Annotated in this window: 22 protein-coding genes and 1 tRNA gene; 10 read left to right on the forward strand and 13 right to left on the reverse strand. The window is 68.6% G+C overall.

Features of this window, described 5'->3' with window-relative positions; translation table 11 throughout:
* Nucleotides 1–310: 310 nt before the first annotated feature.
* From BM394_RS18620 to BM394_RS18645, 6 genes are all read right to left on the reverse strand, one after another.
* A complete protein-coding gene (locus BM394_RS18620) occupies nt 311–700 on the reverse strand; it encodes an Rv3654c family TadE-like protein (RefSeq protein WP_092980290.1) in 390 nt (129 codons plus the stop codon).
* Nucleotides 697–1,152, reverse strand: coding sequence for a TadE family type IV pilus minor pilin (locus BM394_RS18625; RefSeq protein WP_217643589.1), 456 nt, complete (start codon nt 1,150–1,152; stop codon nt 697–699). The genes BM394_RS18620 and BM394_RS18625 overlap by 4 nt, the downstream gene beginning before the upstream one ends.
* On the reverse strand, nt 1,149–1,421 hold the full coding sequence (locus BM394_RS23955; RefSeq protein WP_425427672.1) for a DUF4244 domain-containing protein: 273 nt from the start codon (nt 1,419–1,421) through the stop codon (nt 1,149–1,151). Before BM394_RS23955 ends, BM394_RS18625 begins: the two co-directional genes overlap by 4 nt.
* A 124-nt stretch (nt 1,422–1,545) precedes the next feature.
* Nucleotides 1,546–2,361: a type II secretion system F family protein gene (locus BM394_RS18635; protein WP_245780289.1), complete on the reverse strand. Its 816-nt coding sequence runs from the start codon at nt 2,359–2,361 to the stop codon at nt 1,546–1,548.
* Complete coding sequence (locus tag BM394_RS18640; RefSeq protein ID WP_092980293.1) at nt 2,358–3,200, reverse strand: type II secretion system F family protein; 843 nt, start codon at nt 3,198–3,200, stop codon at nt 2,358–2,360. Before BM394_RS18640 ends, BM394_RS18635 begins: the two co-directional genes overlap by 4 nt.
* Nucleotides 3,194–4,423: a TadA family conjugal transfer-associated ATPase gene (locus BM394_RS18645; protein WP_092980447.1), complete on the reverse strand. Its 1,230-nt coding sequence runs from the start codon at nt 4,421–4,423 to the stop codon at nt 3,194–3,196. The genes BM394_RS18640 and BM394_RS18645 overlap by 7 nt, the downstream gene beginning before the upstream one ends.
* A 507-nt stretch (nt 4,424–4,930) precedes the next feature.
* On the opposite strand from BM394_RS18645, the gene BM394_RS18650 reads away from it, so the two are divergent.
* Complete coding sequence (locus tag BM394_RS18650) at nt 4,931–5,119, forward strand: hypothetical protein (RefSeq protein WP_092980450.1); 189 nt, start codon at nt 4,931–4,933, stop codon at nt 5,117–5,119.
* 116 nt (nt 5,120–5,235) lie between these two features.
* On the opposite strand, the gene BM394_RS18655 is transcribed toward BM394_RS18650, so the two are convergent.
* The gene (locus tag BM394_RS18655; protein ID WP_245780290.1) at nt 5,236–5,538 is read right to left on the reverse strand and encodes a hypothetical protein; all 303 of its coding nucleotides are present in this window, start codon (nt 5,536–5,538) and stop codon (nt 5,236–5,238) included.
* 946 nt (nt 5,539–6,484) lie between these two features.
* On the reverse strand, nt 6,485–7,684 hold the full coding sequence (gene ssd, locus BM394_RS18660; protein ID WP_092980296.1) for a septum site-determining protein Ssd: 1,200 nt from the start codon (nt 7,682–7,684) through the stop codon (nt 6,485–6,487).
* A 616-nt stretch (nt 7,685–8,300) separates the two neighbouring features.
* On the opposite strand from ssd, the gene BM394_RS18665 reads away from it, so the two are divergent.
* From BM394_RS18665 to murQ, 8 genes are all read left to right on the forward strand, one after another.
* Entirely contained in the window at nt 8,301–9,122 is an 822-nt protein-coding gene (locus BM394_RS18665; RefSeq protein ID WP_245780291.1) for an HAD-IB family hydrolase, read from the forward strand.
* Between the two features lie 631 nt (nt 9,123–9,753).
* The gene (locus BM394_RS18670; RefSeq protein WP_217643590.1) at nt 9,754–11,592 is read left to right on the forward strand and encodes a glycoside hydrolase family 3 protein; all 1,839 of its coding nucleotides are present in this window, start codon (nt 9,754–9,756) and stop codon (nt 11,590–11,592) included.
* Nucleotides 11,593–11,655: 63 nt separating this feature from the next.
* Nucleotides 11,656–12,909: an exo-beta-N-acetylmuramidase NamZ family protein gene (locus BM394_RS18675; RefSeq protein WP_092980453.1), complete on the forward strand. Its 1,254-nt coding sequence runs from the start codon at nt 11,656–11,658 to the stop codon at nt 12,907–12,909.
* Nucleotides 12,910–13,014: 105 nt separating this feature from the next.
* On the forward strand, nt 13,015–14,796 hold the full coding sequence (locus BM394_RS18680; RefSeq protein ID WP_245780293.1) for a serine hydrolase: 1,782 nt from the start codon (nt 13,015–13,017) through the stop codon (nt 14,794–14,796).
* A 154-nt stretch (nt 14,797–14,950) separates the two neighbouring features.
* On the forward strand, nt 14,951–15,343 hold the full coding sequence (locus tag BM394_RS18685; RefSeq protein WP_092980301.1) for a PPOX class F420-dependent oxidoreductase: 393 nt from the start codon (nt 14,951–14,953) through the stop codon (nt 15,341–15,343).
* 85 nt (nt 15,344–15,428) lie between these two features.
* Entirely contained in the window at nt 15,429–15,824 is a 396-nt protein-coding gene (locus BM394_RS18690; RefSeq protein WP_092980457.1) for a nuclear transport factor 2 family protein, read from the forward strand.
* Nucleotides 15,825–16,005: 181 nt separating this feature from the next.
* On the forward strand, nt 16,006–16,935 hold the full coding sequence (locus tag BM394_RS18695; RefSeq protein ID WP_092980304.1) for a MurR/RpiR family transcriptional regulator: 930 nt from the start codon (nt 16,006–16,008) through the stop codon (nt 16,933–16,935).
* On the forward strand, nt 16,932–17,894 hold the full coding sequence (gene murQ, locus BM394_RS18700; RefSeq protein WP_092980306.1) for an N-acetylmuramic acid 6-phosphate etherase: 963 nt from the start codon (nt 16,932–16,934) through the stop codon (nt 17,892–17,894). The genes BM394_RS18695 and murQ overlap by 4 nt, the downstream gene beginning before the upstream one ends.
* A gap of 103 nt (nt 17,895–17,997) precedes the next feature.
* Here the strand turns inward: murQ and BM394_RS18705 are convergent, their stop codons facing one another.
* The 4 genes from BM394_RS18705 to BM394_RS18720 form a co-directional block, all read right to left on the reverse strand.
* Nucleotides 17,998–18,549: a cysteine dioxygenase family protein gene (locus BM394_RS18705; protein WP_092980308.1), complete on the reverse strand. Its 552-nt coding sequence runs from the start codon at nt 18,547–18,549 to the stop codon at nt 17,998–18,000.
* Between the two features lie 174 nt (nt 18,550–18,723).
* A complete protein-coding gene (locus BM394_RS18710) occupies nt 18,724–19,647 on the reverse strand; it encodes a LysR family transcriptional regulator (protein WP_092980459.1) in 924 nt (307 codons plus the stop codon).
* A 66-nt stretch (nt 19,648–19,713) separates the two neighbouring features.
* The gene (locus BM394_RS18715) at nt 19,714–20,400 is read right to left on the reverse strand and encodes an Abi family protein (RefSeq protein ID WP_245780294.1); all 687 of its coding nucleotides are present in this window, start codon (nt 20,398–20,400) and stop codon (nt 19,714–19,716) included.
* Nucleotides 20,401–20,606: 206 nt separating this feature from the next.
* Nucleotides 20,607–22,451, reverse strand: coding sequence for a S9 family peptidase (locus BM394_RS18720; protein ID WP_092980463.1), 1,845 nt, complete (start codon nt 22,449–22,451; stop codon nt 20,607–20,609).
* A 291-nt stretch (nt 22,452–22,742) separates the two neighbouring features.
* Here BM394_RS18720 and BM394_RS18725 point away from each other — a divergent pair, with 291 nt between their 5' ends.
* Nucleotides 22,743–23,756, forward strand: coding sequence for a glycoside hydrolase family 25 protein (locus BM394_RS18725; protein ID WP_092980310.1), 1,014 nt, complete (start codon nt 22,743–22,745; stop codon nt 23,754–23,756).
* A 184-nt stretch (nt 23,757–23,940) separates the two neighbouring features.
* Here the strand turns inward: BM394_RS18725 and BM394_RS18730 are convergent.
* Nucleotides 23,941–24,014: transfer RNA gene (locus tag BM394_RS18730), tRNA-Pro, on the reverse strand.
* Nucleotides 24,015–24,090 lie beyond the last annotated feature (76 nt).

Raw genomic sequence — 24,090 nt, forward strand, 5'->3', positions numbered from 1 at the left:
CGCAGGGCGACGAGCGTGATCCGGATAACAGAGCGGCCGAACTCACAGCGGTAACGAGTGGTCCCACCGCTACCACTCGTCGCGTGACGAGCGGTCTTCCACGGAGTGGACTTTCCGGGCGAAGCCGGACGAACCACATCCGAACGACACGTTTGAATTCCACTGTGGACTTCGTATTCGGCTCGGCCGGTTCTGCCGGCTCTCCGTCCGGTTCGACGACGTACTCGCGGAGCGAGAACTCACGCCGGAGCTCGCAGCAGGAACCAGCCGCCGGAGCCAGTACCGCGAACGAGGACGCACGGGGCTTCGATCAGCCCCGCCGATCGTCGACCGGCCCGGCCATCGCCCGCCCGGTCACGCGCCCGGTCCCCGGTGGTGCCACCGGGGCCTCCAGTTCGGTGCGAACCCGTACCCGCCCACCGTCCATCAGGCATTCGGTCAGCGTGACGTTCATCCGCCGTGCGACCTCCCCCGCGCGGGAACAGGCATCGTGCCGCCCTTCGTGGCTGTGTGCCGCCGCTGCCAGGGCCGCCAGGTCGGCCGCGCCACGCACCCGATGACCCGCGACGAGCGCCGCACCGAACTGGACCCCGATCCAGCACGCCGCGAGTACCGCCAGGGTCAGCACCGCGGCCGGGACCGTGGCGCTGCCCCGGTCAGCCGAGTCACCGCCGGTCCCAGCACGTCCCGCCGAACTCATCCGGGAGCCCCCGGAGTGCCGCCGGGGACGTCGCGCTGCCCGGTTTCCGGGATGTCCGCCCCCGCGACGCCGGGTTCGAGCGCCGCGTGCGCACGAGCGCGCAACCGGAGTGGCAGGATCTCCCCGAGCGGCCGGACGCCGACGGTGACCATCACGTATCCGTTCGTGACGGTGGTGTGGTGCCACGCGTTGTCCGGGGCCACGCGTTCCACGGCTCGTTCCGCGCGGACAACGTCCCCGCGGGCACGCAACCTGGCCGCCTCGACAGCGGCATCGGTGCAGCGGAGCTGGAGGAAAACGGCCGTGATCGCACCCAGCACCAGCAGGAAAACGGCCACCACCGAACAGATTCCCAGCGCGGCCTCCACGGTCACGCTTCCGGAATCGGGATCGGGTTCGGGGTCGGTGTCGCCTCCCGCACGCACCGCCCCGCCCGAAGCACCGCCGGTCAACGCGACTGCCCCGACAGCGCCTGCCGCAGCAGCGAGGTCAGCGCTTCGGTAACGAAATCACTGGTCACCAGCATGTACAGCACCGAGGCGAAAGCGGCCGCCGTCAACGTGCCGATCGCGTACTCGGCCGTGCTCATGCCGGACTCCCCGCGCAGCACGAGCCGGAGACACCGGAGGAGTCCGTCCGGAATCCTCCGGAGTGACCCCCCGTGGAGATACTGGTACGTCCGTCGAATTCGTGTCATGTTCTCACTCCGTTCGTCGAACATCGGTGGTTTTCGGTAACCAGGGGGCGAGTCCTCCGAGTGCTCGGTCCGCCTGAACCGAGCGGTGCGTTCGAGCGGGTTCCGCCCCGGGCTCCCGGTTCGTCCTGCCGCCGGGCGACGCGCCCGCTCACCAGTGGCCCTGGAGCCGTTGGACCATCCCCAGCACGATCGGCAGCACACCGAGGCAGAAGAACGACGGCAGAAAACACAGCCCCAGCGGTGCCGTCACCCGGACCGCCACTCGCTCCGCATCGGCCATCGCCCTCTCCCGCGCGACTGCTCGCTGCCGGACGGCGATCTGCTCGGCTACTCGCGCCAGGCCGCTGCCGCTGCCCGCGCTGCGACGGGCCGCCCTCGCGAGTTCGGCGGTCTCCGGCCGCGTCACGGCGGATTCCCAGGCGGTGTCCGGATCGGCCCCGAGCGCGAGCGCTCGCGAAACCTCGCGGAGTCCGTCGGCCGCTGAGGTGTCGAACTCGGTTGCCATCTCGTGCAGCAGGGCTGTCGGCGGCAGCCCCGCCCGCAGTCCCGCGGCCAACAGTTCACAGCCCGCTGCCACTCGAGTCGGCGGAGTCGGTGACGGCCTCCTCCCACGAACCAGTGCGAGGTGGCAGCCCCGAGCCGATACCGCACCAGCGCCGAGTGCCAAGGTCAGGGCCGCGGAGGGACCGTGCGACCCCAGCAGCACGACGACCGTGCCGAGCCCTACGGTCGAGCCGAGTGCGGCCGGGAGGAACATCTGCCGCGACACCGAGGTACGCAGCACATGAACGACTTTCACGCGTCCGGCACCCGACGCGTGGGACACGTCGCGTGTGCTGCCCGCGCGGCGCGCGGGCAGCACACCACGCAACCTCCGAGCGGCGGCCCGGTCGCCCAACAGCAGCAGAGCCGCGGTCACCATCGGCAGTACCGGCGGGTCGAGCACCGAGGAGGCCGTGGTCACTGACGCACTCCGCTACCGGTCAGTCGTTGCACCCACAGCACACCGACGCACAGCAAACCGGTTCCCGACAGCAGCAGGACGTGTCCGAGCGGGTCCGTCGTGAGCACGCCCAGGGCATCGGCCCCGCTGGCCTGCCCGAGCGCGAGTCCGAGCACGGGTAGAGCGATCAACACCGCGGCGGTGGCACGTGCCCCGGCCAGCTTGGCTCCGACGTCCCGCTCGGCCCGGAGCCGGTGCTCCAGATCCGTCCGCGCGGTTTCGAGCAACCGCGCCAGCGGGATGCCGTATCGCTCGGCGAGTCGCCAGCGACGCGCTATCCGGGCGGCATCCCGATGTACCTCGGTGGGCAGCGATCCGGTTCCGAACTCCCGCTCGGGGAGACCTCCCAGGCGCACCGTGGTCGCGAGGTCGGCGAAGAACCCGCTCACCTCGGTTGTGCTGTCGGCGGCGGCACTCTCGGCGGCGGCACCGGGATGCGTTCCCACCTCCAGTTCACCCACCAGCACCCGCAGTCCCGCTACCAGCGCTTCCAGCACCCGCAGTCTGCGTGCGGAACGCGCACGCCACCTGCGGTGTCGCTCGCCGATCGAGACCAGCAGCACGACGACGAGGGTCACCGTGACGTCCGCGAACGACACGAGCAGCACAACGCAGCCGAGGCCGAGAACGGGTACGACCGGCCGAGGCCACGAACGCGGAGCGGAACCGGCCGGACCACGCAGCAGCGCCAGTCTGTTCGCGGCCACTCGATCGGGCCAACCGAGCAGCAGCGCCGCCGACGCGAGCACCACGGACAGCGGAACCGCCGGTGTCCCCTGGGCATGTGGCGTCGTCAGCATTCGGCCCGCTCCGCTCCCGCCGCGAGCATGTCCAGCAGCTGTCGACGCCCCGCTCCCCAACCGGACTCGATTTCCCACGCCGGCCGCACCCGGGCTTCCGAACCGACCCGGTGCAGCACCCCTACCCCCGCGAGGTGCCTACCCCTGCGGGCGGTACGGCGCATGTGCAGCACCACCCGGATCGCGGCGGCGAGTTGGCTGTGCAGCGCGCGACGCCCCATACCGCCCTGCGCTCCGAGAGCCTCCAACCGTGCCGGGACCTCCGCGGGCGAGTTGGCGTGCACCGTTCCGGCACCGCCCTCGTGACCGGTGTTGAGACAGTCGAGCAGCTCCCGGATCTCGGCACCGCGCGCTTCTCCGACCACTATCCGGTCCGGTCGCATGCGCAACGCCTGCCGCACGAGTTCGTTCATCCGTATCTGTCCGCTGCCCTCGATGTTGGGAGGCCGCGCCACCAGCCGGACCACGTGAGGGTGCACCGGGTTGAGTTCCCGCGCCTCCTCCACGCACACGATGCGCTCGGTGTCGGGCACCTCCCCCAGCAGCGCGCCGAGCAGTGTCGTCTTACCGGAGCCGGTACTTCCCGTGACCAGAAAAGCCGGGCGTGCGGCCACTATCGAGCGCAGCAACGACCAGGTGTCGGAGTCGAACGCCGAGAGCCGCCACAGACTCGCCAGGTCGTGCACCGCCGGCCGCAGAATCCGCAGCGAGACGCACGTTCCGTCCGCGGCCACGGGGGCGAGTACCGCGTGCAACCGCACCGTGGTGCCCGCCGTGCTCTCGGGCAACCACCCGTCGACCCAGGGTTGGGCGTCGTCCAGTCTGCGGCCCGCGGCCAGGGCCAGTCGCTGGGCGAGCCTGCGCACCTCCTCCTCGCTCGTGAAGCTCACCCCGGCACGTTCCAAGCCGGCGCCCCGGTCCACCCACACATCGTCGGGACCGCTCACCAGAACGTCGGTGACATCGGAACGCCGCAGTAACGACTCCAGTGGTCCGGCTCCCAGGAACTCGCGGTGCAGCCGGCGGATCGTGCGGAGAACCTCGCCGTCACCGAGCGGAGCTCCGCTCTCCTCACGTACGGCGGCGGCTATGGCGTGGGCGGTGAGGTCGCTCCCCTCGGAGACCAGACGTGCCCGTACCCGGTTCACGAGATTCTCGTCCACCCGCTCGGAGCAGGGCGTGTGCGACTCCGCGGTGGAGCCTCGCTCGGTGGACAGCCGCATCGTTCCCACCTCAGTTCCGTCCGGCGGCCGGGAAAGCACCCGCACCGCGTCGTCGTCCGCACCGATCACACTGCTCCGATCCGGGCTCGGCGCCAATCCCGAACCTCGCTTCCTGGGGAAAAGCGGGTCTGTTGTGGACAAGCGGCCGCCGAACAGCTGAGGGCGAGGAGTCGACCGGCGTAGGAGTCACCACTGTCGAACCGGCGGACACCGGGGCCGCGAAGCACGAGTCGCATGGCACCGTTAGGCCATTCGTGTTAGGACTCTTCACGGCACACAGCGATGGCGAGCAACGAACTCCCGAAACACCGGTCCGAAGGGGTCGGCGAACACACATGTCCGGGAAGGAATGACGGGCGCTCGGTTCGGGTAACCGGCGACGGAGCCGGTGGTGAGGAATTCGGCCGCGGGCCGTGACAACCGAAGCCGGACTTCCGGGGCCTCGTGCCGTACCGACGGGGTCCACGCGGGGCCGGCGAAGCTCACACGAAAAGGGTGGGAGTCAAGTTGAACGAGCAGGAGTGGGAGACATCGGGCAACGACATCGCCACGCTGCTGACCCGTTACGGCGAGCTCGCCGCGACGCTGGAGGAAACCGAGGATCCGCGACTCGCCGCGATTCTCCGGCAACGGTTGGCGGAACTGGACGACACGATCGACGCGCTCTCATCCCGGATCCACCAGCCCGAGCACTGAAACATCGGCCCGTGGTCGCTAATCGAGCGCGAAACGCGGCGGTGAGACGGACCGGTGGGGTGGGGCGGAACCGCCGACCGATTGATCACGCCCCACCACCTGACCGAAGAGCTCGATCAGGGATGCACTCCCAATATCGCCGCCGCGGTCTGCGCGGGCAACGACGGCTCCGATTCGTAGGTCTCCTCGTAGGTCTCCACTGCCGGCCTGCCACGCGGCTGCGGCGGCACCGGAGCGTCCGTCTCCTGCGCCCGCGCGGTGGCGAGCACACGTTGGATCTCACGCTCGGTCACTTCGTGTGCACGCGCACTCGCCGCGCTGACTTCCTCGGTAGACAGCATTCCCCTGGCAGCCGTATCGGCGAGCTCGGAACTGAACGCGGAGTGACGAGCCAACACTCTGGCGATCTGATCCACCATTTCGGAATCCACGGTTCCGGTAGCAGTACGAACAACACTCTCGGCGATCGTGACATCCATGGGTCGCGGGCTGGAGCTGGAAGACTCGGACACCGCGAACCTCCTCCCGACAACTGTCCGAAATAGTCGTGACCCCGGAAGGGATCCACGAGCATGTGACCACGGAACACGGCACCCCTCGTCGTATTCGCGGCCTTCGCGCAAGAACTCTTCGGCGAGTTTACCGGTATTGCCCCGAACTTTGCCGGATCAAATTCGACATCAACGAAAAAGAATCTTCCTCGAAGATCGAAAATCCTCGCCCCGGGAGCACGGCACACGAGAGCCCGGCACACGGGAGCGATGCCGCACCGATTCCTTCCATCGTGCGAACCGTCCCGAACGACGCTAAGGTAGCCGAAGAGACCACGAGACACGGATCAGCCTGGGGGAAACCGAGGAAAAGCAGGGAAAACACCGTGACCGAGCACGGGGGACACTCCCGAGCACCGATGCTTGCTCACTCCGATACGGATCGGTGAGCGCGTTTCGCCGCGGGTACCGAGCATCGGCTCGTGGCGAGTCCTTCCCCTTGGGAGAACCGCTTCCGACCCTGGGGAGAGCCGGATGCCGAAAGCGGGAATCACCCGAGCAGTCGAGCCCCCGGAGTGCCGGGCGCACCACGAAATCGGCGACATCGCCGGATTGGGACGGACTCGCGACCACGCTCGTGCCGAATTTCGGCACCGGAAGCGATCACGGTGTTCCACGGCCGGGTATCCGAATCGCAACCGAAAAGAAGCACGATTTTGACCGGACGCTTCGATGATCTTTCCGCGTCCACACGAGGCAAGAACACCGAAAAACCGAACACGAAACGTAAAAAGGTGTTCGAAGTCTCGTGCTACAGAGTCGGAGGGCCATCCCCGCCGGTACCACCGCGAGCGAGCCGAATCGGGGAACGGCCTTACTGAGCGAAGGTCTCCCGCCGGGTAGCCGTTCGCGCCACTTCACCGGTGATCTCGTTCAGCCGGGTGAGCAGTTTCCTGCCGGCACGAACCGGTGGTCGGTGCTCACCGAGCCGAACGGCACACAATCCGAACCGATCGACGAGCGCGGCGATCCCACGGTCCGTTCGCATCACGGTGAGCACTTCCAGCCCCAAGGCACGGCGGATGTCCACCAGGCGCAATCCTCCGGGGGCCGGCCCCCGCACGATCGCCCGCAACTGTCCGGACACGACGTCCCGGACGGCGTCGAGCACTCCACCCGCCGCGACGCAAGCCCGTATCTCGGCCGGGACCACAAGCACCACGAGATCGGCGCGACGCAGCACCGCCAGAGTGGACTCGTTCTGCACACGAGGCAGATCGCACACCACGGTCTGACCGGCCCTGCGGGCGGCGTCGAGCACGGCGCACACCGACTCGGGTGTCATGCCGCGCGGGACCTCGCCCCTGGAGCAGCTCAGGGTGGCGATCTCGCCGGAACCGAGCCGCCGGGAGGGCAGGGCCTCCCGCAACGCCGCGGCGGTGAACCTCCCGGTGCCCAGCGACAGTTCCGACCACCGCACCCCGGAAGTGTGTTCCTCCCCCAACAGCAGATCCAGACCTCCGCCCAGTGGGTCGCAGTCGAGCAACGTGCAGTGCCCGCCCGCACGGGCGGCGAGCACACCGGTGACGGCGGCCAGCACCGAGGCCCCCGCTCCGCCACAGCCGCCGAGTACCGCCAACAGACTTCCCTCCCGGGGCGGGACGTCCTCGGTGAGTTCGGTGAGCAGTCCCACCAGACGTTGCTCCTCGGAAGCGAGTTCGACGGCGTGTTGTGCCCCGCTCCGGAAGGCGGCTCGCCAGAACTCCGGCTCCGCCCGCGTGGTGACCAGGATCAGCCCGGAGCGCTGTGGGAGCCCCACCGCCGAGCACTCCTCCAGCGCCCCGGTGTCCAGCAGCACCACGGGAGCCTCGTGCCAGGACTCACCCACCTCTCGTACCGTGGCGACACGGCGCGGCTCACAGCCCGCCGCCGCGGCCACCCCGGCCAGTTCCGCGGCGAGATCGGGATCGTCGGTGACGATCAGCGGTTCTCCCGGCGTCGCGTGCCCGGGGCTCGCTTGTCCCGACTTCGTGTGTCCCGACTTCCCGCGTCCCCGCTTCGCGTCTTCCGACATCCCACTGGCACCCCCGATAGCGGCGTGCTCGGCGGCACGGTGAGTTCTCTCCCGGTGCCGGCCAACGCCCTGCCGCGTTCACCTTGCCCACTTCCCTGTCCCGTCCACCGTGTGGCCGGGTGGGTCCGGTGCGCCAGCACGAGATCGAGCGGCTGTGGACGATCCGGGGCGATGTGGACGTAACCGACGGAACTACGGGACCGGAAAACACGGGACCGGAAAACACGGGACCGGAAAAGAGGGGCGGCCCTCGCCAGGGGGGAGGGACGAGGGCCGCCAGTGGTTCAGCCCCGGGGGGTCGGGCTGAACTGTCCGGTGCACCGGACCTCCTCCACTGTATCGCTCATCCTCGAACGGACGCGTTGCGTCCATTAGGAGGAATGTGCCTGGTCGAAAACCTGCATTTGGATTAATCGAACCGTTCACATGCAACTGCATCTGCACGTTGCGTACTCAGAACCAGCATTATTTTCATTCGAAAGAGTTAGCTGGCATGGCTCGTTCGCGCAGCGGCACAAGCGTGACCGGCCGGAGCGGTGAACCAGCTCGGAGCGACCGGGGCCCCGTTCGAACCGACTGGAACGCTTCCGGCCGGAACGGCTCTTATGCTGGCGGTGTGACCCAGCATGCTGCCGAGAACCGCGAAGCACGCGGGGCGGCGTTCTTCGATCTGGACCGAACGATCATCGCCCGATCGAGCACGCTCGCGTTCAGCAAACCGTTCTTCCGGGAAGGGCTGATCAACCGCCGGGCGGTGCTGAAGAGCACCTACGCCCAGTTCATGTTCATGCTCGCGGGCGCGGACAGCGACCAGATGGAACGAATGCGGCAGCACCTGGCCTCGCTGTGCGCCGGGTGGGACGTCGAGCAGGTCGACGCGATCGTCGACGAGACGCTGCACGACATCGTGGATCCGCTGGTCTACCGGGAAGCCACCCAACTCATCTCCGAACACCGCGCCGAGGGCGACGACGTGGTGGTGCTCTCGGCGTCCGGCGAGGAGGTGGTGGCCCCCGTGGCCCGGCTGCTCGGTGTCACGAACTGGGCGAGCAGCCGGATGCGGATCGAGGACGGACGCTACACGGGCGAGTTGGAGTTCTACTGCGCCGGCACCGAGAAGGCGCGCGCGGCGGCCAAGATCGCCGAACGGGAGGGCTACCCGCTGTCGGAGTGCCACGCCTACTCCGACTCGATCACCGATCTGCCACTGTTGGAGCTGGTGGGTCACCCGACCGTGGTCAACCCGGACCGTGGCCTCCGCAAGGAGGCGGTGCAGCGCGGCTGGCCAGCGCTGGTGTTCGAGCACCCGGTATCGCTGCGGGCACGGTTCCCCACCCCGTCCGCGACGACCGTGACCACGGCCGCCGTGGCGCTGGGGGTCGTCGCCGCCGGAGTGGCCTACGGGCTGTGGTGGCGGCGCCGGCGCGCGAACCGGTGAAGCCGGTGGTCCCCCGCCCCCGTGGGCCGAAGCGCCCGCTGTGACCACGGGAGAAGCGCCCCGCGCCCCGCGATGAGTCCCGTTCACCGCCTGCCCGTCACGAACCCGTGAGACGATCTCGCTCCGGGACTTGCGAGAGCCCGTCGCGCGGTCTACAAAGGAAGTACGGAACCCTGGTTGGCCAGGGACGTTGCGGAGGAGAAGCAACGTCTCCCCGACGGGGCTCCGGGCGCGATGGCGGGAACCCACGCGCAGCCGCTGAATAAAGGCACAGTCGTTCTCAGGGTTGCGTACCGGGACGCCGGGCGCCGAGCCCGCAGGATACGACAGTCAGAACACGCTTGGTAACCCGCAGGTTCGCGCCGGGAGAGTGGCGCTCGTCAGTCGAACTGGCGGGCGCCACCATTATGCCCAGGGATCGAGCCCTGCCGCGGTAGCACCACTCACCCGAAAAGTCACCGGCACGGCGCGTAGCGTTGACCGCCTCACACACCGTGGGTAACTTACACAGCCGATCGGGTATCCGGTGGGACACTCACGGTTCTCCCAAGCGTTCGGTTCTCCGCCGCGTTCCAGAACCCACGACGGCCGCCACCGGCGAATCCAAGTTCCGTGGAACGGGAGCTCCCTCGTGGCAGCGACATTCGGCAGGCGGCAGCTCGGTACTGTCGCGCTGGGGACGGCGACGCTGGGCACCTTGGCCGCCGCCGACGGCAGGGACGGACAGCGCCGCCGGGGCACGTCCGACGCGGCAGGAGCCGGCCGGCCACCGCTCACGGGGATAACCGACTGGGCCCGCCGCACGGTGCGGAACATGTCGCTACCGCAGAAGGTGGGGCAGCTCTTCGTGACGGTGGTGTACGGGGCCACGGTCGACACCGACCATCCCACCAACCGCACGGAGTACGGTGTGGGGTCTCCCGCCGAGGTGGTGCGACGGTTCCGGCTCGGCGGCGTCATCCACTTCTCCTGGACCGACAGTCTGCGGGAGCCACGGCAGATCGCCGAACTCTCGAACGGGTTGCAGCGTGCCGCGCTGGACTCGGGGGCCGGAATTCCACTGACCATCGCCACCGATCAGGAGCAGGGCGCCGTCAACCGGATAGGTGAACCCGCGACGGTACTGCCAGGCAGCATGGCACTGGGAGCGGCCCGCGAGTCGGGCGCGGCGAACCGGGCGGCACGCATCACCGGTCGAGAGTTGCGCGCCATGGGCTTCACCCAGAACTTCGCGCCGGTCGGCGATGTCAACGTCAACCCGGAGAACCCGGTCATCGGGGTGCGTTCCTTCGCCTCCTCGCCGGAACTGGCCGCGGAACTGACCCGCTCCCAGATACGCGGCTACCAACGCGCGGGCGCGGCGCGAAACACGGTCTCGGCCACCGTCAAGCACTTCCCCGGTCACGGCGACACCAGTGTGGACAGCCACACCGACCTTCCCGTCATCGACCACAGCGAGCGGCAGTGGCGACGGCTGGACGCACCACCGTTCCGCGCCGCCGTCGACGAGGGCACCGACGCGGTGATGACGGGGCACCTGAAGTTCCCCGAACTCGACCCCTCCGGGGAGCCCGCGACTCTTTCACGGCGGATTCTCACCGGGCTGCTGCGCGAGGAACTCGGTTTCCAGGGGGTGGTGGTCACCGACTCGCTGCGGATGGCGGGAGTGCACGAGCTGCACCCCGCCGAGGACGTTCCCGTGCTGGCGCTGGAGGCGGGAGCCGATCAGCTGTTGATGCCGGGGGACCTGTCCACGGCGATCGAGGCGGTGACCGATGCCGTGCGTTCGGGCAGGCTGTCCGAACGAGACATAGACCGCAGCGTGCTGCGGATCCTGAGCATGAAGGACCGGCGCGGGACGGTCTCGGCTCCCCTGGTGGACACCGCGGCGGTGGATCGGACGGTCGGCACTTCCCGGCACCGGCGGCAGGCGCTGCGGATCACCGACGAGACCGTGACGGCGCTGCGCGACGACCCCGGTCTGCTGCCGCTGCGAGCAGCGGCGGGAAGCGTGTTCGTCACGGGATGGGGCGAAACGACCACCGCCGCCCTGGCCACCGAGATCCGACGACACCGCCGAATGACGGAAACGCTGCGAACCGGCGACTCGCCGGACGACCGACTGATCGGCGAGGCTGTCGACCGCGCCGGACGGCACGACGTGACGATCGTGCTGACCAACGGTGCCTGGCGCGAATCCGGTGGCGCACAACGCGAGCTGCTCCGCTCGCTGAGCCGTGCTGACACCCCCGTGATCGCCGTGGCTGTGCGCGATCCCTACGACGCGGCCTGCGTTGACGACATCGGCACCTGGCTGGCCACCTACTCCTACCGAGAAGTGTCGATGCGATCCCTGACAAGAGTGCTGTTCGGTGTGGTGTCCCCCTCGGGCAAGTTGCCGGTTCCGGTTCCCGATCCGGACCGCCCCGACACACCGCGTTATCCGTTCGGCCACGGAATCACCTGGTGAGGTGGCGAGTTGGGTGAACTGGACCGCAGGAGGTTCCTGCTCTCCTCCGCCGTGACCGCTCCGATGCTCGGACTCACCGGCGCCTCGGTCGCCGGCGCCGAACAGGGAACCGAGCGGGACTCCGAACGGCGAGCCGACCACGAACCGGTACGGACCGGGGCGGACGAGCTCGCCGCCACGGGATGGGACCGCCTCCGCGGCGCCGGGCTCGGCGTGATCGCCAATCCCACCTCCGTGGTCACCCGGCCGCGCGCGGGGCTGCCGCACATCGTCGACGAGATGCACGCCGCCGAGGGTGTCGAGGTGGCGGCCGTTTTCGGTCCGGAGCACGGTTTCCGGGGCACCGCGCAGGCGGGCGGTTCGGAGGGCGACCACACCGATCCCCGGACCGGGATACCGGTGTACGACACCTACGGGGCGGACACGGCGAAACTGTCCGGGATGCTGCGGCAGGCCGGGATCGACCGGCTGGTGTTCGACATCGCCGATGTCGGAACGCGCTTCTACACCTACATCTGGACGATGTACACCGCGATGCGGGCGGCGGTGCGGGTCGGGGTGCCGCTGACCGTGCTGGACCGACCGAACCCGCTGGGCGGTCACGCGGCGGGGCCGGTGCTCGATCCCGAGTTCGCCTCCGGGGTGGGTGAACTGCCGATCGCGCAGCAACACGGCATGACCGTCGGCGAGCTGGCACGCATGTTCGACGCGGAGTTCCTGCCCGAGCGGGAGAACGAGCGACTACCCGAGCTGGACGTGGTCGAGATGTCCGGCTGGTCCAGGAAGCACTCGTTCGCCGGGACAGGGTTGCCCTGGATACCGCCGAGCCCGAACATGCCCACGCCGGACACCGCCCGTGTCTACCCCGGAACCGGCATGTTCGAGGGCACGGTGTTCTCGGAGGGCAGGGGAACCACCAGACCGTTCGAGATCGTCGGGGCACCCGGCGTGGACTGGCGCTGGGCGGAACGGCTCAACTCGGAAGGCACGGCCGGGGCCTACTTCCGGGAGACCCACTTCGTGCCGACCTTCTCCAAGCACCGGGACGAGACCTGTGGCGGGGTGCGGCTCTACCGCACCGGAGACGCGGAGTTCGACGCGATCGGCACGGCGGTGCGGATGCTCGTGCGGGCCCGAGGGCTCTACCCGGAGGTGTTCGGGTGGCGATCGGACCACTGGATCGACGACCTCACCGGGTCCGCCCGCCTGCGCGAGATGATCGACGCGGGTGCGGACGCGGCCGACGTCGTCGGGTCCTGGGAGGCGGAACTGGCCGATTTCCGGCGGCGTCGCCGCCCCTACCTGCTGTACCGCTGAACCGGCACGACCGGGGACCGAAGAGCGGACCGGGGAACGGACGACGGATCAGGAACCGGACAGGGCACGACACACCGCCGAACGAACACCACGGGAACCGAACCGATGAAGTTCCAACACCGTGAGGTGAGGATGCGCAACCCGCTGCTGGTGACGGCACTGCTGTCGATGCTGACCGTGACGACCTGCGCTTCCGCTCCCGCCCCCGGAGTGCGGGCGAGCGGCCGGTTCGATCTTCCGCACGAGGGGTTCTCCGCCGCGGACACGCGACTACGCGAGGCCACACCTCGTCGGGCCGGATTGGCGCCCGCACCGATCCGGGAAGCGACAGCGCGGCTGGCCGACTGGAGCGAATCCACCCCCGAGCGGGAGAAACCGATGTACGCGGGCGCGGTGAGCCTGCTGGCCCACGACGGCATGGTGGTCAGTCACGAGGCGGTGGGCCACGAACTGCGCTACGCCGACGGCGCGGGCACCGAGCTCCCCCCGGAGCGGCAGGAGAGAACCGCCCCGGACACGATCTTCGATCTCGCCTCGATGACCAAGCTGTTCACCTCCGTAGCGGTGTTGCAGCAGGTCGAGGCGGGGCGCGTCGAGCTGACGGAACCGGTCGCGCGGTACCTGCCCGAGTTCGGCAACCACGGGAAGTCGGGGATCACGGTGCGCCGGCTGCTGACCCACACCTCCGGACTGCAATCGGTGGTGAAACTGTGGGAGCTGCCGGAGCGAGAGCGGATTCCGCACGTGATGAACCTCGAACCGGTCGCCGAGCCGGGCAGCACCTACGACTACTCCGATCCGAACATGATCGTGCTCGGTGAACTGCTCGAACGGGTGACCGGACGGCGGTTGGACAGCGTGGTCTCCCGGGGAATCACCGAACCACTGGGCATGACCGACACGGGCTACCTGCCGCCGCGCTCGAAGCTGCACCGGATCGCGGCCACGGAATTCCAGAACGATCCGCCGCGCGGCATGGTGCGTGGCAGGGTGCACGACGAGAACGCCTGGTCACTGGGGGGCATAGCGGGCCACGCGGGAGTCTTCGGCACGGCGGAGGACCTGGCCGTGCTCGGGCAGGCGATCCTCAACGGCGGAAGCTACGGCGGCGAACGCATCCTGCGCGAGCGCAGCGTGGAGCTGATGCTGACCGACTACAACACCGAGTTCCCGGAGCACTCGCACGGACTCGGCTTCGAGCTGGAACAGCGCTGGTACATGGCTGGGCTGACCGGCCCCCGCAGTGCGGGGCACACGGGATACACGGGGACCTCGATGGTGCTCGATCCGCGGTCACGTTCGATGGCGATCCTGCTGACCAACCGCGTCCACCCATCGCGGGAGTGGGGTTCGAACAACCCCGCACGGGTGACGCTGGCACAGGGCCTGGCCCGCTCCATGGCCGTGGAGCCGCGGCACGGCCCGACCGCCTGGTTCACCGGTGGCGGCACCTCGAAGGGGGAAGCCACGCTGACCACCGACCCCGTGGCGACCGACGGCCGACTTCGGGTCTCGTTCGGGGCGTTCGTGGACACCCAGCGGGACACCGACGGCGCCGACAGGTTGCTGGTGGAGTACAGCGACGACGATGGAACCTCGTGGCACCCGGTGCGGCTGCACACCAGAGGGCCGGGCTCCCCGAGACACCCCGTGACCGAACTGGCCGGTTCCGGCCACCGTGCCTGGTGGCGGGTGCGCGGTACCGTTCCGGAGGGGCGTTCCGGGCGAACACTGGTGCGTTGGCGCTTCGTGCCGGACGAACGGTACGTGGGCAGAGGGGTCTATCTGGACGGCATCAGGCTTTCGGCCGGGGGCCGAACGGTGCTCGACGGCGAGGCCGAGGCGAGCAGGCTGCGCGGCGCGGGATTCCTGGTGGCACAACGCTGATTCCCGGGCCGTCCCGTCGTGGGAAGACCGCGGGAAACCGGCCGAGTCCTTCGAACGGGGCCGAACACGGAGCTTTTCCACACGGGCACCCGGCGTCATTTCGCGATAGCGTCGCCGATGTCGACCGTGTTCACCCGGCAGGAGGGAAGACGCCTTGTCCGTGATTCCGGAGGACCTCGAGGACATCCTGAACAAGCGATCGTTCGCGCACATCGCCACCATCGGACCGAAGGGAGAGCCGCAGTCCAGTCCGGTGTGGATCGACTGGGACGGGCAGTACCTCAAGTTCAGTCAGACCACCGAGCGCCAGAAGTACCGGAACCTGCAACGGGAGCCGAGGCTGGCGATCTCCGCGCTCGATCCGGAACAGCCCTACCGCTACATCGAGGTTCGCGGCAGGGTAGCCCGGGTGGAGGACGACCCGGACCGTGCGTTCATCAACCGGATGGCCAAGAAGTACATGGACGCCGACGAGTACCCCTACGACCAGCCGGGCGATCACCGGGTGATCGTCTACGTGGAGCCGCAGCACACCACCCGGATGTGAAAGCTGGTCGGATGTGAGTGCGGATCGGCCGCACGCCGGTGAAACCGGCTCGATCGGCCGCGGCGGAACCACCTACGATCCGCGCATGGCGAATCCCGGAACGGACTTCGACAGGGTCGTCGCGCACGAACTGGAACTGCTCGATCCCCGCGTGCGCGACGACCCGGAAGCCGTTCGGAGGCTGCTGTGCGCGGACTTCACCGAGTTCGGTTCCTCCGGAGCGGTCTGGGACCGGGAGACGATCACCACGGCCACGGTCTCCGACGCCTCGGAGCGGATCACGGCCACGGAACTTCGGCCGGCTCGGATCGACTCCGACACGATCCTGCTCACCTACACGGCACACCGAGGTGGCTTGAAAACGCTTCGCAGCTCGGTCTGGGTGAGGCAGGGCGAAGAGTGGCGACTGCGGCACCATCAGGGGACGCCGTGCCCGCCGGAGGCCGCCGACCGACCCCACGACGGGAAGCCCCAGTCATGACAGGACCACCATCGCGCTCGGCTGTAGGAAAACCTGATCCCAGTACCCGCTACTTCCGGTAACCATCCCGAAAAGGCGGCGGAAACCGGCGCCGGTGGCATATTCTGGTGGTGGTGGTGGAAGCGGTTCACGGCCACCACTCCGTTTGACCGAGCAACAGTGATGTTAGTAACTTTCCCACATGGCCACTCCCGACGAATCCGGCATCGAATCCGGTGAGCACAGTCCGCTCGTCCGGATTCGTTCACTGCTGCCCGGCCTGGCGCGCGCCGAGCAGCGAGTGGCCCGCATAGTGCTGGCCGACCCCTCCTCGATCGCGCACCGCAGCATCACCGACGTCGCCGAGGCCGCCGAGACGAGCGAGACCACCGTCACCCGGTTCTGCAAGGCCGTGGGAGTGAGCGGTTACCCCGAGCTCCGCATCGCGCTCGCCGCCGACACGGCGCGCACGACCAGCAGGGATCGCGATCTGGGCAGCGAGATCTCCGAAACGGACGACATCGGCCAGATCGTCGACAAGATCGGCTACGCGGACGCGCGTGCCGTGGAGGAGACGACGGACCAGCTCGACGTCACCGCGCTGCGTTCCCTCGTCGACGCGGTGGCACGGGCACGCCGGATCGACGTCTACGGAGTCGGGGCCAGCGGGTTCGTGGCGCTGGACCTGCAGCAGAAGCTGCACCGGATCGGCCTGACCTGCTTCGCCTGGCCGGACACGCACAACGCGCTGACCTCGGCGGCCATCCTGGAACCCGGCGACGTGGCCATCGGGGTCTCCCACACCGGCGCCACCACCGAAACCGTGGAGGTGCTGCGCGAGGCGGGCACCCAAGGCGCCACCACGGCCGCGATCACGAACTTCGAACGCTCCCCGGTAACCGAGATCGCCGACCTCGTACTGACCACGGCCGCCCGCGAAACCACCTACCGTTCCGGAGCCATGGCCAGCAGGATCGCCCAGCTGACCGTGATCGACTGCCTGTTCGTGGGGGTGGCGCAGCGCCACATCGACGACGCCAAGACCGCGCTGCAGGCGACTTCCGAGGCCGTCGGCAACCATCGACTGCGAGTGCGTCCCGACAAGCGCAGACACCGGGAGGACAGCCGGTGAGTCGAAACGGTGCGCCCCGGAACTCCCGAACGGAGTGGTCCGCCGAGCACGGGAACCTCCCCACGCCTGCGGAGTCGCCGACCGAACGGAGCAATCCGCGCACCACGGACATCGACCTGCTCAACACGCTCGACCTGCTGCAACGGCTCAACACCGAGGACCGCTCGGTACCGGAAGCCGTCGGAAGGGCACTGCCCGAGTTGGCGCACGCCGTGGACCTCGCGGTGAAAGCGCTGGAATCGAACGGCAGGGTGCACTACGTCGGCGCCGGGACATCCGGGAGGCTGGCCGTGCTGGACGCCGCCGAACTCGTCCCGACCTTCAACCTGCCGGAGGGCTGGTTCGTGGCGCACCTCGCCGGTGGCGAACCCGCGCTGCGCGAGGCGGTGGAGAACGCCGAGGACGACGCCGCCGCCGGGACGAACGCGATCGAGCGGAACGCCACCGCGGACGATTTCGTGCTCGGCCTGGCCGCCTCGGGGAACACGCCCTACGTGCTCGGCGCGCTGGAAGCGGCGCGAACGCTCGGTGCCGGGACCGGGCTGGTCTCGTCCAACCCGCACGGCCGCGCCACGACAGCGGTGGACACGGCGATCACCGTGGACACCGGACCGGAGTCGATCACCGGTTCCACCAGGATGAAGGCGGGAACGGCGCAGAAACTGGTGCTGACCTCGTTCTCCACCGCGGTGATGATCCGCCTGGGCCGCACCTACTCCAACCTGATGGTCAGCATGGTGGCCACCAACGCCAAGTTGCGGGCCCGCACCGTGCGGATCCTGCGCGAGGCCACGGGAGCCTCGCCGGAAACCTGCGAGCTGGCGCTGCACCGGACGGGAGGGGAGCTCAAGACCGCCCTGGTCCATCTGCTGGGTGAGGTGGACGTCGAAAGCGCCTCGGACGCGCTGCGCGAGGCCGACGGGCACGTCCGGGAGGCGCTGCGCGCGTTGCGCTCCTGAGCGATCCACCGCGCCCGAATCCGAGTACGGCCGCTCTCCGCTCACACCACGGCGGGAGGTTCCGCCGAACGAACAACCCGAGGACCCGACCGGAGAACTTCGTTCACTCGTGCACCGGGAGATCGTAGACCCGCCGCACGCTGGTGCCGAGCTCTCCGATGTCGGCGCCGTAGACGTGCAGCGAGATCGCCGTTCCGGTGCCGCAGTTGCGGACGCGGTGAATATCCCCGGGAGGAGCGAATCCGCAGGTCTCCCCCGCATGATTGGTGGCCAGCTCCCCGGGAACCAGGAAAGGGCCCCGCTCGGATTCGCACAACCGGTAGTGCTGTTCGCTCTCGGCACCCTGGTACACGCCGGTGACGCACCAAGCGACGTGATCGTGTACCGGGGTCTGCTGGCCGGGCAGCCAGACGAGCGCCACCACGGAGAAGCTCGCGTCCGGTTCCACGTGCAGCACGTGCTGCAGATAGCGCTCCGGGTCGCCGCGGCGTTGCTCTTCGGTGAGCAGCCCGGGAACGTCGAGGAACGGCCGCAGTGCTTCCTTGACCAGGTCGGCGGTGTGGGCCTGGTCGACTCCGGCGCGCACGCGGTCACGGATCACGTCAGTCAGCTCGGTCAGCCGAGGGCTCGACCGCTCGCTCCGCATGGTGGTCATGCCGAAACCATGCACAGCGGAACGGCTCCCGGTCGACCACCGAATTCTTTGGCGGGTACTAACCGGGCTTATAGCCGCACGGAACGAGCCCCGCTGCTGTGCGGAACTATGATCGAAACCACTGACGTGGGCGGGCGGGACCGGCGAGCGCGGGCGCGAACACGATCGCACCGCTCAGCCGTCGGCGGCCGTCTCCGCACCGATCCTGCCGAACGTCTCCAGCAACAGCGCGGTGGCCGGTATCCGATGCTGCTCCCACAAGGCGTAGGCCGTCACCCTGCGGGGACGCAGCCCTTCCACCCGTATGCCGACCACATCGGGGTGCCGCAGGAAGGAGAGCACCAGCGAGGGCATCAACGCGATCCCCACACCCGCGGCCACCAGCCCCTGTACCGCCAGGTTGTCGTCCGTCGTGAAGGCGATGTCCGGCTCGAACCCCGCACTCCCGCAGGAGCGCAGGAAGTGGTCCCGACATCTCGGACAACCCGCGATCCAGCGTTGTCCGGCCAGTTCCCCCAGCTCGACCGAGTCGCGACCGGCCAGCGGGTGCGCCACCTGCAGCACCGCCACCATCGGATCGTCCAGCACGTCGGTCCCGGTGATGTCGTCTCCCGTGACGTCGTCTCCGGGGGACTCCTCGGTTTCGGGGTAGCTGAAGGCCAGCGCGACATCGCACTCCCCCCGACGCAGCGCCTCCAGCGAGTCGGGGGGCTCGGCCTCGCTGAGCTGGATGCGCAGCTCCGGGTGGCTTTCCGTGATCCGCGCGACCGCACTGGGCACCAGCGTGGCGCTGGCGCTGGGGAAGGCGCACAGCCGGATGCTGCCGCGGCGCAGCTCGCGAACCGCGGTGATCTTGTTGGCCGCCGCGGTGAGGTCCTCGACCACCGTATCGGCGTGCCCGGCCAGGATCCGGCCCGCTTCGGTGAGTTCCAGTCCCCCGCCCGCGCGCAGGAACAGCGGAGTCCCCAGCGCTCGCTCCAGAGCACGCATCTGCTGGCTCACGGCGGGCTGGCTGTAGCCGAGGCTGCGCGCCGCCGCCGTGTAGGAACCGGTGCGCACCACCTCGTGAAACACGCCGATGTAGCGGGGATCGACCATTACCGCAGCATACGAGCCGATCAGCACCGGACGCACCACCGTGTGACCGACTCGCGCCGCGCACGTCTACGGGTAAGGACGTTCGATCGGGCAGGCGACCAGCACCGCTGACACACGGCACTCCTCGGCTACCCAGTCGGGAAGATCACTTCGAACGAAACCGAGCAGAGTCATGATGTCGTCGTGGCGCTCTTTCAGCGGTTGGTTCCAAATACGTTCGTGATGAGCCAACCTGTTCCGGAACTCGTGCAGCCGGGTCACCGGCTGTTCGACGACCGTTCGGGCCCGAGTGGGTGCGACTGGAAAACCGCGAGCGAGATCGGGCCACAGGGTGGTCGCATAACGCCTCGCCAGCAGAAAACGCCAGAATCCGAAGGAAAGCTCGCTCAGAATCTGGCCGTCACTGGCGGTCTTTCCCTTGCGGTTGACGCGTTGACGGGCCTCCGTGATCTCTCGGCGAGCTCGATGGTCGAGTTCCCGGTTCGGATCGTCCAACCAGGAACCGGCTCGCCCGGCAGTCGCGTGACGAACCGCGAGACGTCTCGCCAAGACGTTGCGCAGCACTATCTCCAGATGACTCAGGGTCTCCCAGAATGCGCCGCTGATCCGGGTGTTCCAGCGGTACAGCTCCAACGCGATGTCCGGGTCACCACCGCAGGCATCCAGATAACCCCGCATCCGGGGAACTCCGAACAGCGAGAACAGGGTGTCGTTCCCGGTTTCGCCGGAGTCCTGATTGTCGACGGAACGCACGGCGCGTATCGTAGTGGCCGAAGGTTCCGGGACGGTCCCTGGTAGTCACTTTCCGTGACAGGCCATACCGCTGGGACTGTGGCTTGAGAAGGTGCCGCCCCGCGGGGCGGCACCTTTTTCTTCCCGGGAGCGGAGTCCGGCACACGAGCCGATCAGCACCGGACGCACCACCGTGTGACCGGCTCGCGCCGCGCATCGGCAGTCGCTCAGCGGCTCCCCACCGTCCGCCTGGCGAAGTGGATCTCGGTAGCCACCTGCTTGAGGGTCTCGGCGATGACCAGTGAACCGTGCCCGGCGTCGTAGCGGTAGAACTCGAACGGCACCTCCCGCTCCCCCAGCCGGTCGAGGTAGTTCAGCACCTGCTGGATCGGGCACCGTGGATCGTTGTCCCCCGCGAGGACCAGTACCGGGGCCCGCACCCGATCGACATGGGTGATGGGGGAGCACTCCCGGTAGACCTCCGGGATCTCCTCGGGCGAACCTCCGAACAGCGCTCTGTCGTAGGCACGCAGCGGCTCCATCTCGTCGGCGAAGGCCGAGACGTAGTCGGCCACGGGCACACCTGCCACTCCACTGGCCCAGCGGTCCGGCTGGGTCCCCAGCGCGAGCAGCGTGAGGTACCCGCCCCAGGAGGCACCGGCGACCACGCTGAGTTCCGGGGTGGTCAGCCCGTTGTCGATCGCCCAGTCCTGCACCAGGGCCACGTCCTCCAGCTCGGTGAGGCCGGGGCGTCCCTCGATCGCATCGCGCCAGGCCGAGCCGTAACCGGTGGAGCCCCGGTAGTTCACCTCCACCACCGCGAACCCGGCTTCCAGCCAAGCGGCGCGGTAGGAGGAGAACCGGTCCTCGTCGGCCGCGTGCGGCCCGCCGTGCAGACTGAACACCGTGGGGAGCGGCCCGCCGCCGGCGCCTTCCGGGCGAGCGAGCAACGCGTGCACCGTGTCGTTGGGACCGTGGGGAACCGGCACGAACACGTCCTCGACCGGCTGCGACTCGGGGGGCCGAACCCCACCGGGGGTCAACAGCACGCTGTCCTCGCCGCTCGACGAGAGCACCCGCACCCGGCCGGGCACCGCGGCCGAGGACCAGGTGTACTCCACGGCGCCGTCCGGCCGTACGGAAGCCGCCCCCACGGTGCCCTTCGAGGTGGGCAGCTGAACGAGCGTGCCGCTCGCGATCTCGTAGCGGTACAGCGTCGTGCGCGCCTGGTGCGTGTGCGCGATCAGCAGTGCCGAACCGTCCGGGTACCAGTCGGCCGCGACCTCACCGGGCAGGCCGAGGTCGAGTTCGGTCTCGGTGTCGGTGGCGACGTCCCAGATGAGCAGTTCCTCGCGACCGTACCGCTCGTGCGAGACGAGCAGCCTGGTGTCGCCGGAGACCGGTGCGAAGTCCAGCGCGCCCAGCCCCAGGCCGGAGCCGTCCCACTTCTCGGCGAGCTTCGTCCCGTCGGCACTGCGCAGCACGCGCAGCGCGGGGTGCCTGCTGTCGCCGTGCTCGGAATGGGACAGCACCAGCAGGCTCTCGTCCCAGGACATCCCCGTCAGGCCGCCGTCCTGCTCGTGCTGGTAGATCACCGTGGGAGCCGCACTCTCGCGGGAGATCCAGACGGTGACCCCGTCGTCGGTGGACATCCCGACCGCGAGCACGCTCGATCCCAGTTCCAACCCGGCCGGATATCCCGCGTGAGTGCCGGGCAGCGCTTCGACGGCTGCCGTGTCGTGCTTGTCGAACGGCTCGCTGCGCCACACGCCGAACTCGTCGCCGTCGGTGTCGTCGAACCACCAGATGTGCTCGCCGTCGGCGGCGAGCGTGCCGTGGAACGTGCCGTTCGGCCGGTCGGTGACCTGCCGGTGGGAGTCGTCGGCGCGGTCCCAGGCGTAGAGTTCCCAGGTCCCGCTCACGTTCGACACGTACAGGCTCCGTTCCGGAGCGTCCCGTGCCCAGTCCGGCATCGAGACGCGGGGGGCGCTGAAACGCGCACGCCAGCGCTCCTCCTTGTCCGCGTCGTCGAACAGGGTCGCTGGGATCTCGGCGCTGGGATACGTGCTCACGACACCGATACTGCCCGATCGGGCAACCTCACCGGCAACGGGGATGCCGAGTCCCACGAGTGGGGAGGGCCCCACCGCCGGACGTATCCCACGACCAGGTGAGGGATACAAGCCGGTCGAAGGATTGTCACTTCGCCGACGAGTCAGGATGATCGAGACGTTTCGCGCTACCGGAACTCATCGAGAAGAAGAACTCACCGGAAAACCCGAGTGCCCGGAGTCCCACGAGGAGCGCCGGGAACGGCGGGTCCCGAGCACGCACAACCTCCCGCGAGCTCATGTGGAGCAGTAATGATCTACGGAATCGACGTTTCGCACTATCAGGGCTCGTTCGACATGCACCGGGCTCGGGCCGAGGATTTCGAGTTCGTGTTCATCAAGGCCACGGAGGGCACCGGATTCGTCGACGCGAGGTTCAAGGCCAATCTGGCGTCCGCGCGTGCGGCCGGGCTGCTGGTAGCCGCCTACCACTACCAGCGGGAGGACTACTCGGCGACGGCGCAGGCCGACCACGTCGCCCGGGTGGTGCCCCCCGAAGTACCGGTGATCCTGGACGTGGAGGAGGGCGGCGGTGGAACCCGACTGACCGGTGAGCTGCTGGGCGAGCTGCGCGCCCGCGGCTTCGGAACCCCGTTGCTCTACCTGCCCGAGTGGTACTGGCAGCGCCTGGGAAGGCCGGACCTGTCCGGATTCCCACCACTGTGGAAGTCCCGCTACCCGGACAACAACGGCGGTTACGCCAGTGAGATCTACCAACGCGTACCCGAACACTTCTGGAGCGACTACGGCAACAATCGGGTGGCCGTGCTGCAGTTCACCAGCTCCGCCACCGTCGCGGGCCAGCGCCCCGTCGACGCCAACGCCTACCGGGGGACCCGTCAACAGCTGGAAGCACTGCTCGATCCACGGGGAGAAGACATGCGTGACGACGAACGAAACGCCATTTTCAGCATTCTGGAACAACTCACCGGCAGCCGCGTGCCCGGCCAGTACCCCGGTTGGAAGTCCCAGGTGAACAGCGAGGTGAGCCTGACCACGCTCGATTTCATCAGGGCCATCGACAAGCACACCTTCCGGCTGCACCAGCGGTACGCCAAGAACGCCGCCACGACACAGCAGGAAGGTAACGGGCACGAGCAGGAGGAGGCGGCCGAGCAGGTGCTGCGGACGATGATCTCCGAGGCGGTCACGGCTTCGCTGGGAGCCGACGATCCGCGGCACGAGGACGTGGTCGACGCCGTTACGGCGCGGCTGAGCGCGTCGGTGCCGTACCAGCAGGTCGAAGCGACCCGGAGTGACAACTGAGGGGAGTGACAACTGAGGGTTCGCGCTCGAGTGACGGAGCCGCTCCCCGGTGGAATCTCCGGGGTGCCTCACCACGGGCGCCCCGACATCGGGTAGGCCCGGAGCCGGGCTGGACACAGCACCCGGTAAGCGAATGAAAATCCGGCTGCCGACTCCGGAAGAGTCGACAGCCGGATCCTTGTTGTCGGGGTGGCGGGATTTGAACCCACGACCTCCTCGACCCGAACGAGGCGCGCTCCCAAACTGCGCTACACCCCGGTACCCCACCGAAACCATCTAATCGGCGGTTACCACTGGCTGTGCCGACAACGCGGTGGATCACCGTGTGACGGCA

Origin of the sequence: Actinopolyspora lacussalsi subsp. righensis, from assembly GCF_900116555.1 — a bacterium.
Classification (GTDB): domain Bacteria; phylum Actinomycetota; class Actinomycetes; order Mycobacteriales; family Pseudonocardiaceae; genus Actinopolyspora; species Actinopolyspora lacussalsi.

Excerpts from the sequence above, each read along its gene's own strand:
- BM394_RS18620 (WP_092980290.1), bottom strand. The coding sequence starts at position 700 with ATGAGTTCGGCGGGACGTGCTGGGACCGGCGGTGACTCGGCTGACCGG.
- BM394_RS23955 (WP_425427672.1), bottom strand. The coding sequence starts at position 1,421 with ATGTTCGACGAACGGAGTGAGAACATGACACGAATTCGACGGACGTAC.
- BM394_RS18640 (WP_092980293.1), bottom strand. The coding sequence starts at position 3,200 with ATGCTGACGACGCCACATGCCCAGGGGACACCGGCGGTTCCGCTGTCC.
- BM394_RS18645 (WP_092980447.1), bottom strand. The coding sequence starts at position 4,423 with ATGCGGCTGTCCACCGAGCGAGGCTCCACCGCGGAGTCGCACACGCCC.
- BM394_RS18655 (WP_245780290.1), bottom strand. The coding sequence starts at position 5,538 with ATGGTGGATCAGATCGCCAGAGTGTTGGCTCGTCACTCCGCGTTCAGT.
- ssd (WP_092980296.1), bottom strand. The coding sequence starts at position 7,684 with ATGTCGGAAGACGCGAAGCGGGGACGCGGGAAGTCGGGACACACGAAG.
- BM394_RS18675 (WP_092980453.1), top strand. The coding sequence starts at position 11,656 with ATGCTCGGACTCACCGGCGCCTCGGTCGCCGGCGCCGAACAGGGAACC.
- BM394_RS18680 (WP_245780293.1), top strand. The coding sequence starts at position 13,015 with ATGAAGTTCCAACACCGTGAGGTGAGGATGCGCAACCCGCTGCTGGTG.
- BM394_RS18690 (WP_092980457.1), top strand. The coding sequence starts at position 15,429 with ATGGCGAATCCCGGAACGGACTTCGACAGGGTCGTCGCGCACGAACTG.
- BM394_RS18695 (WP_092980304.1), top strand. The coding sequence starts at position 16,006 with ATGGCCACTCCCGACGAATCCGGCATCGAATCCGGTGAGCACAGTCCG.
- BM394_RS18705 (WP_092980308.1), bottom strand. The coding sequence starts at position 18,549 with ATGACCACCATGCGGAGCGAGCGGTCGAGCCCTCGGCTGACCGAGCTG.
- BM394_RS18710 (WP_092980459.1), bottom strand. The coding sequence starts at position 19,647 with ATGGTCGATCCCCGCTACATCGGCGTGTTTCACGAGGTGGTGCGCACC.
- BM394_RS18725 (WP_092980310.1), top strand. The coding sequence starts at position 22,743 with ATGATCTACGGAATCGACGTTTCGCACTATCAGGGCTCGTTCGACATG.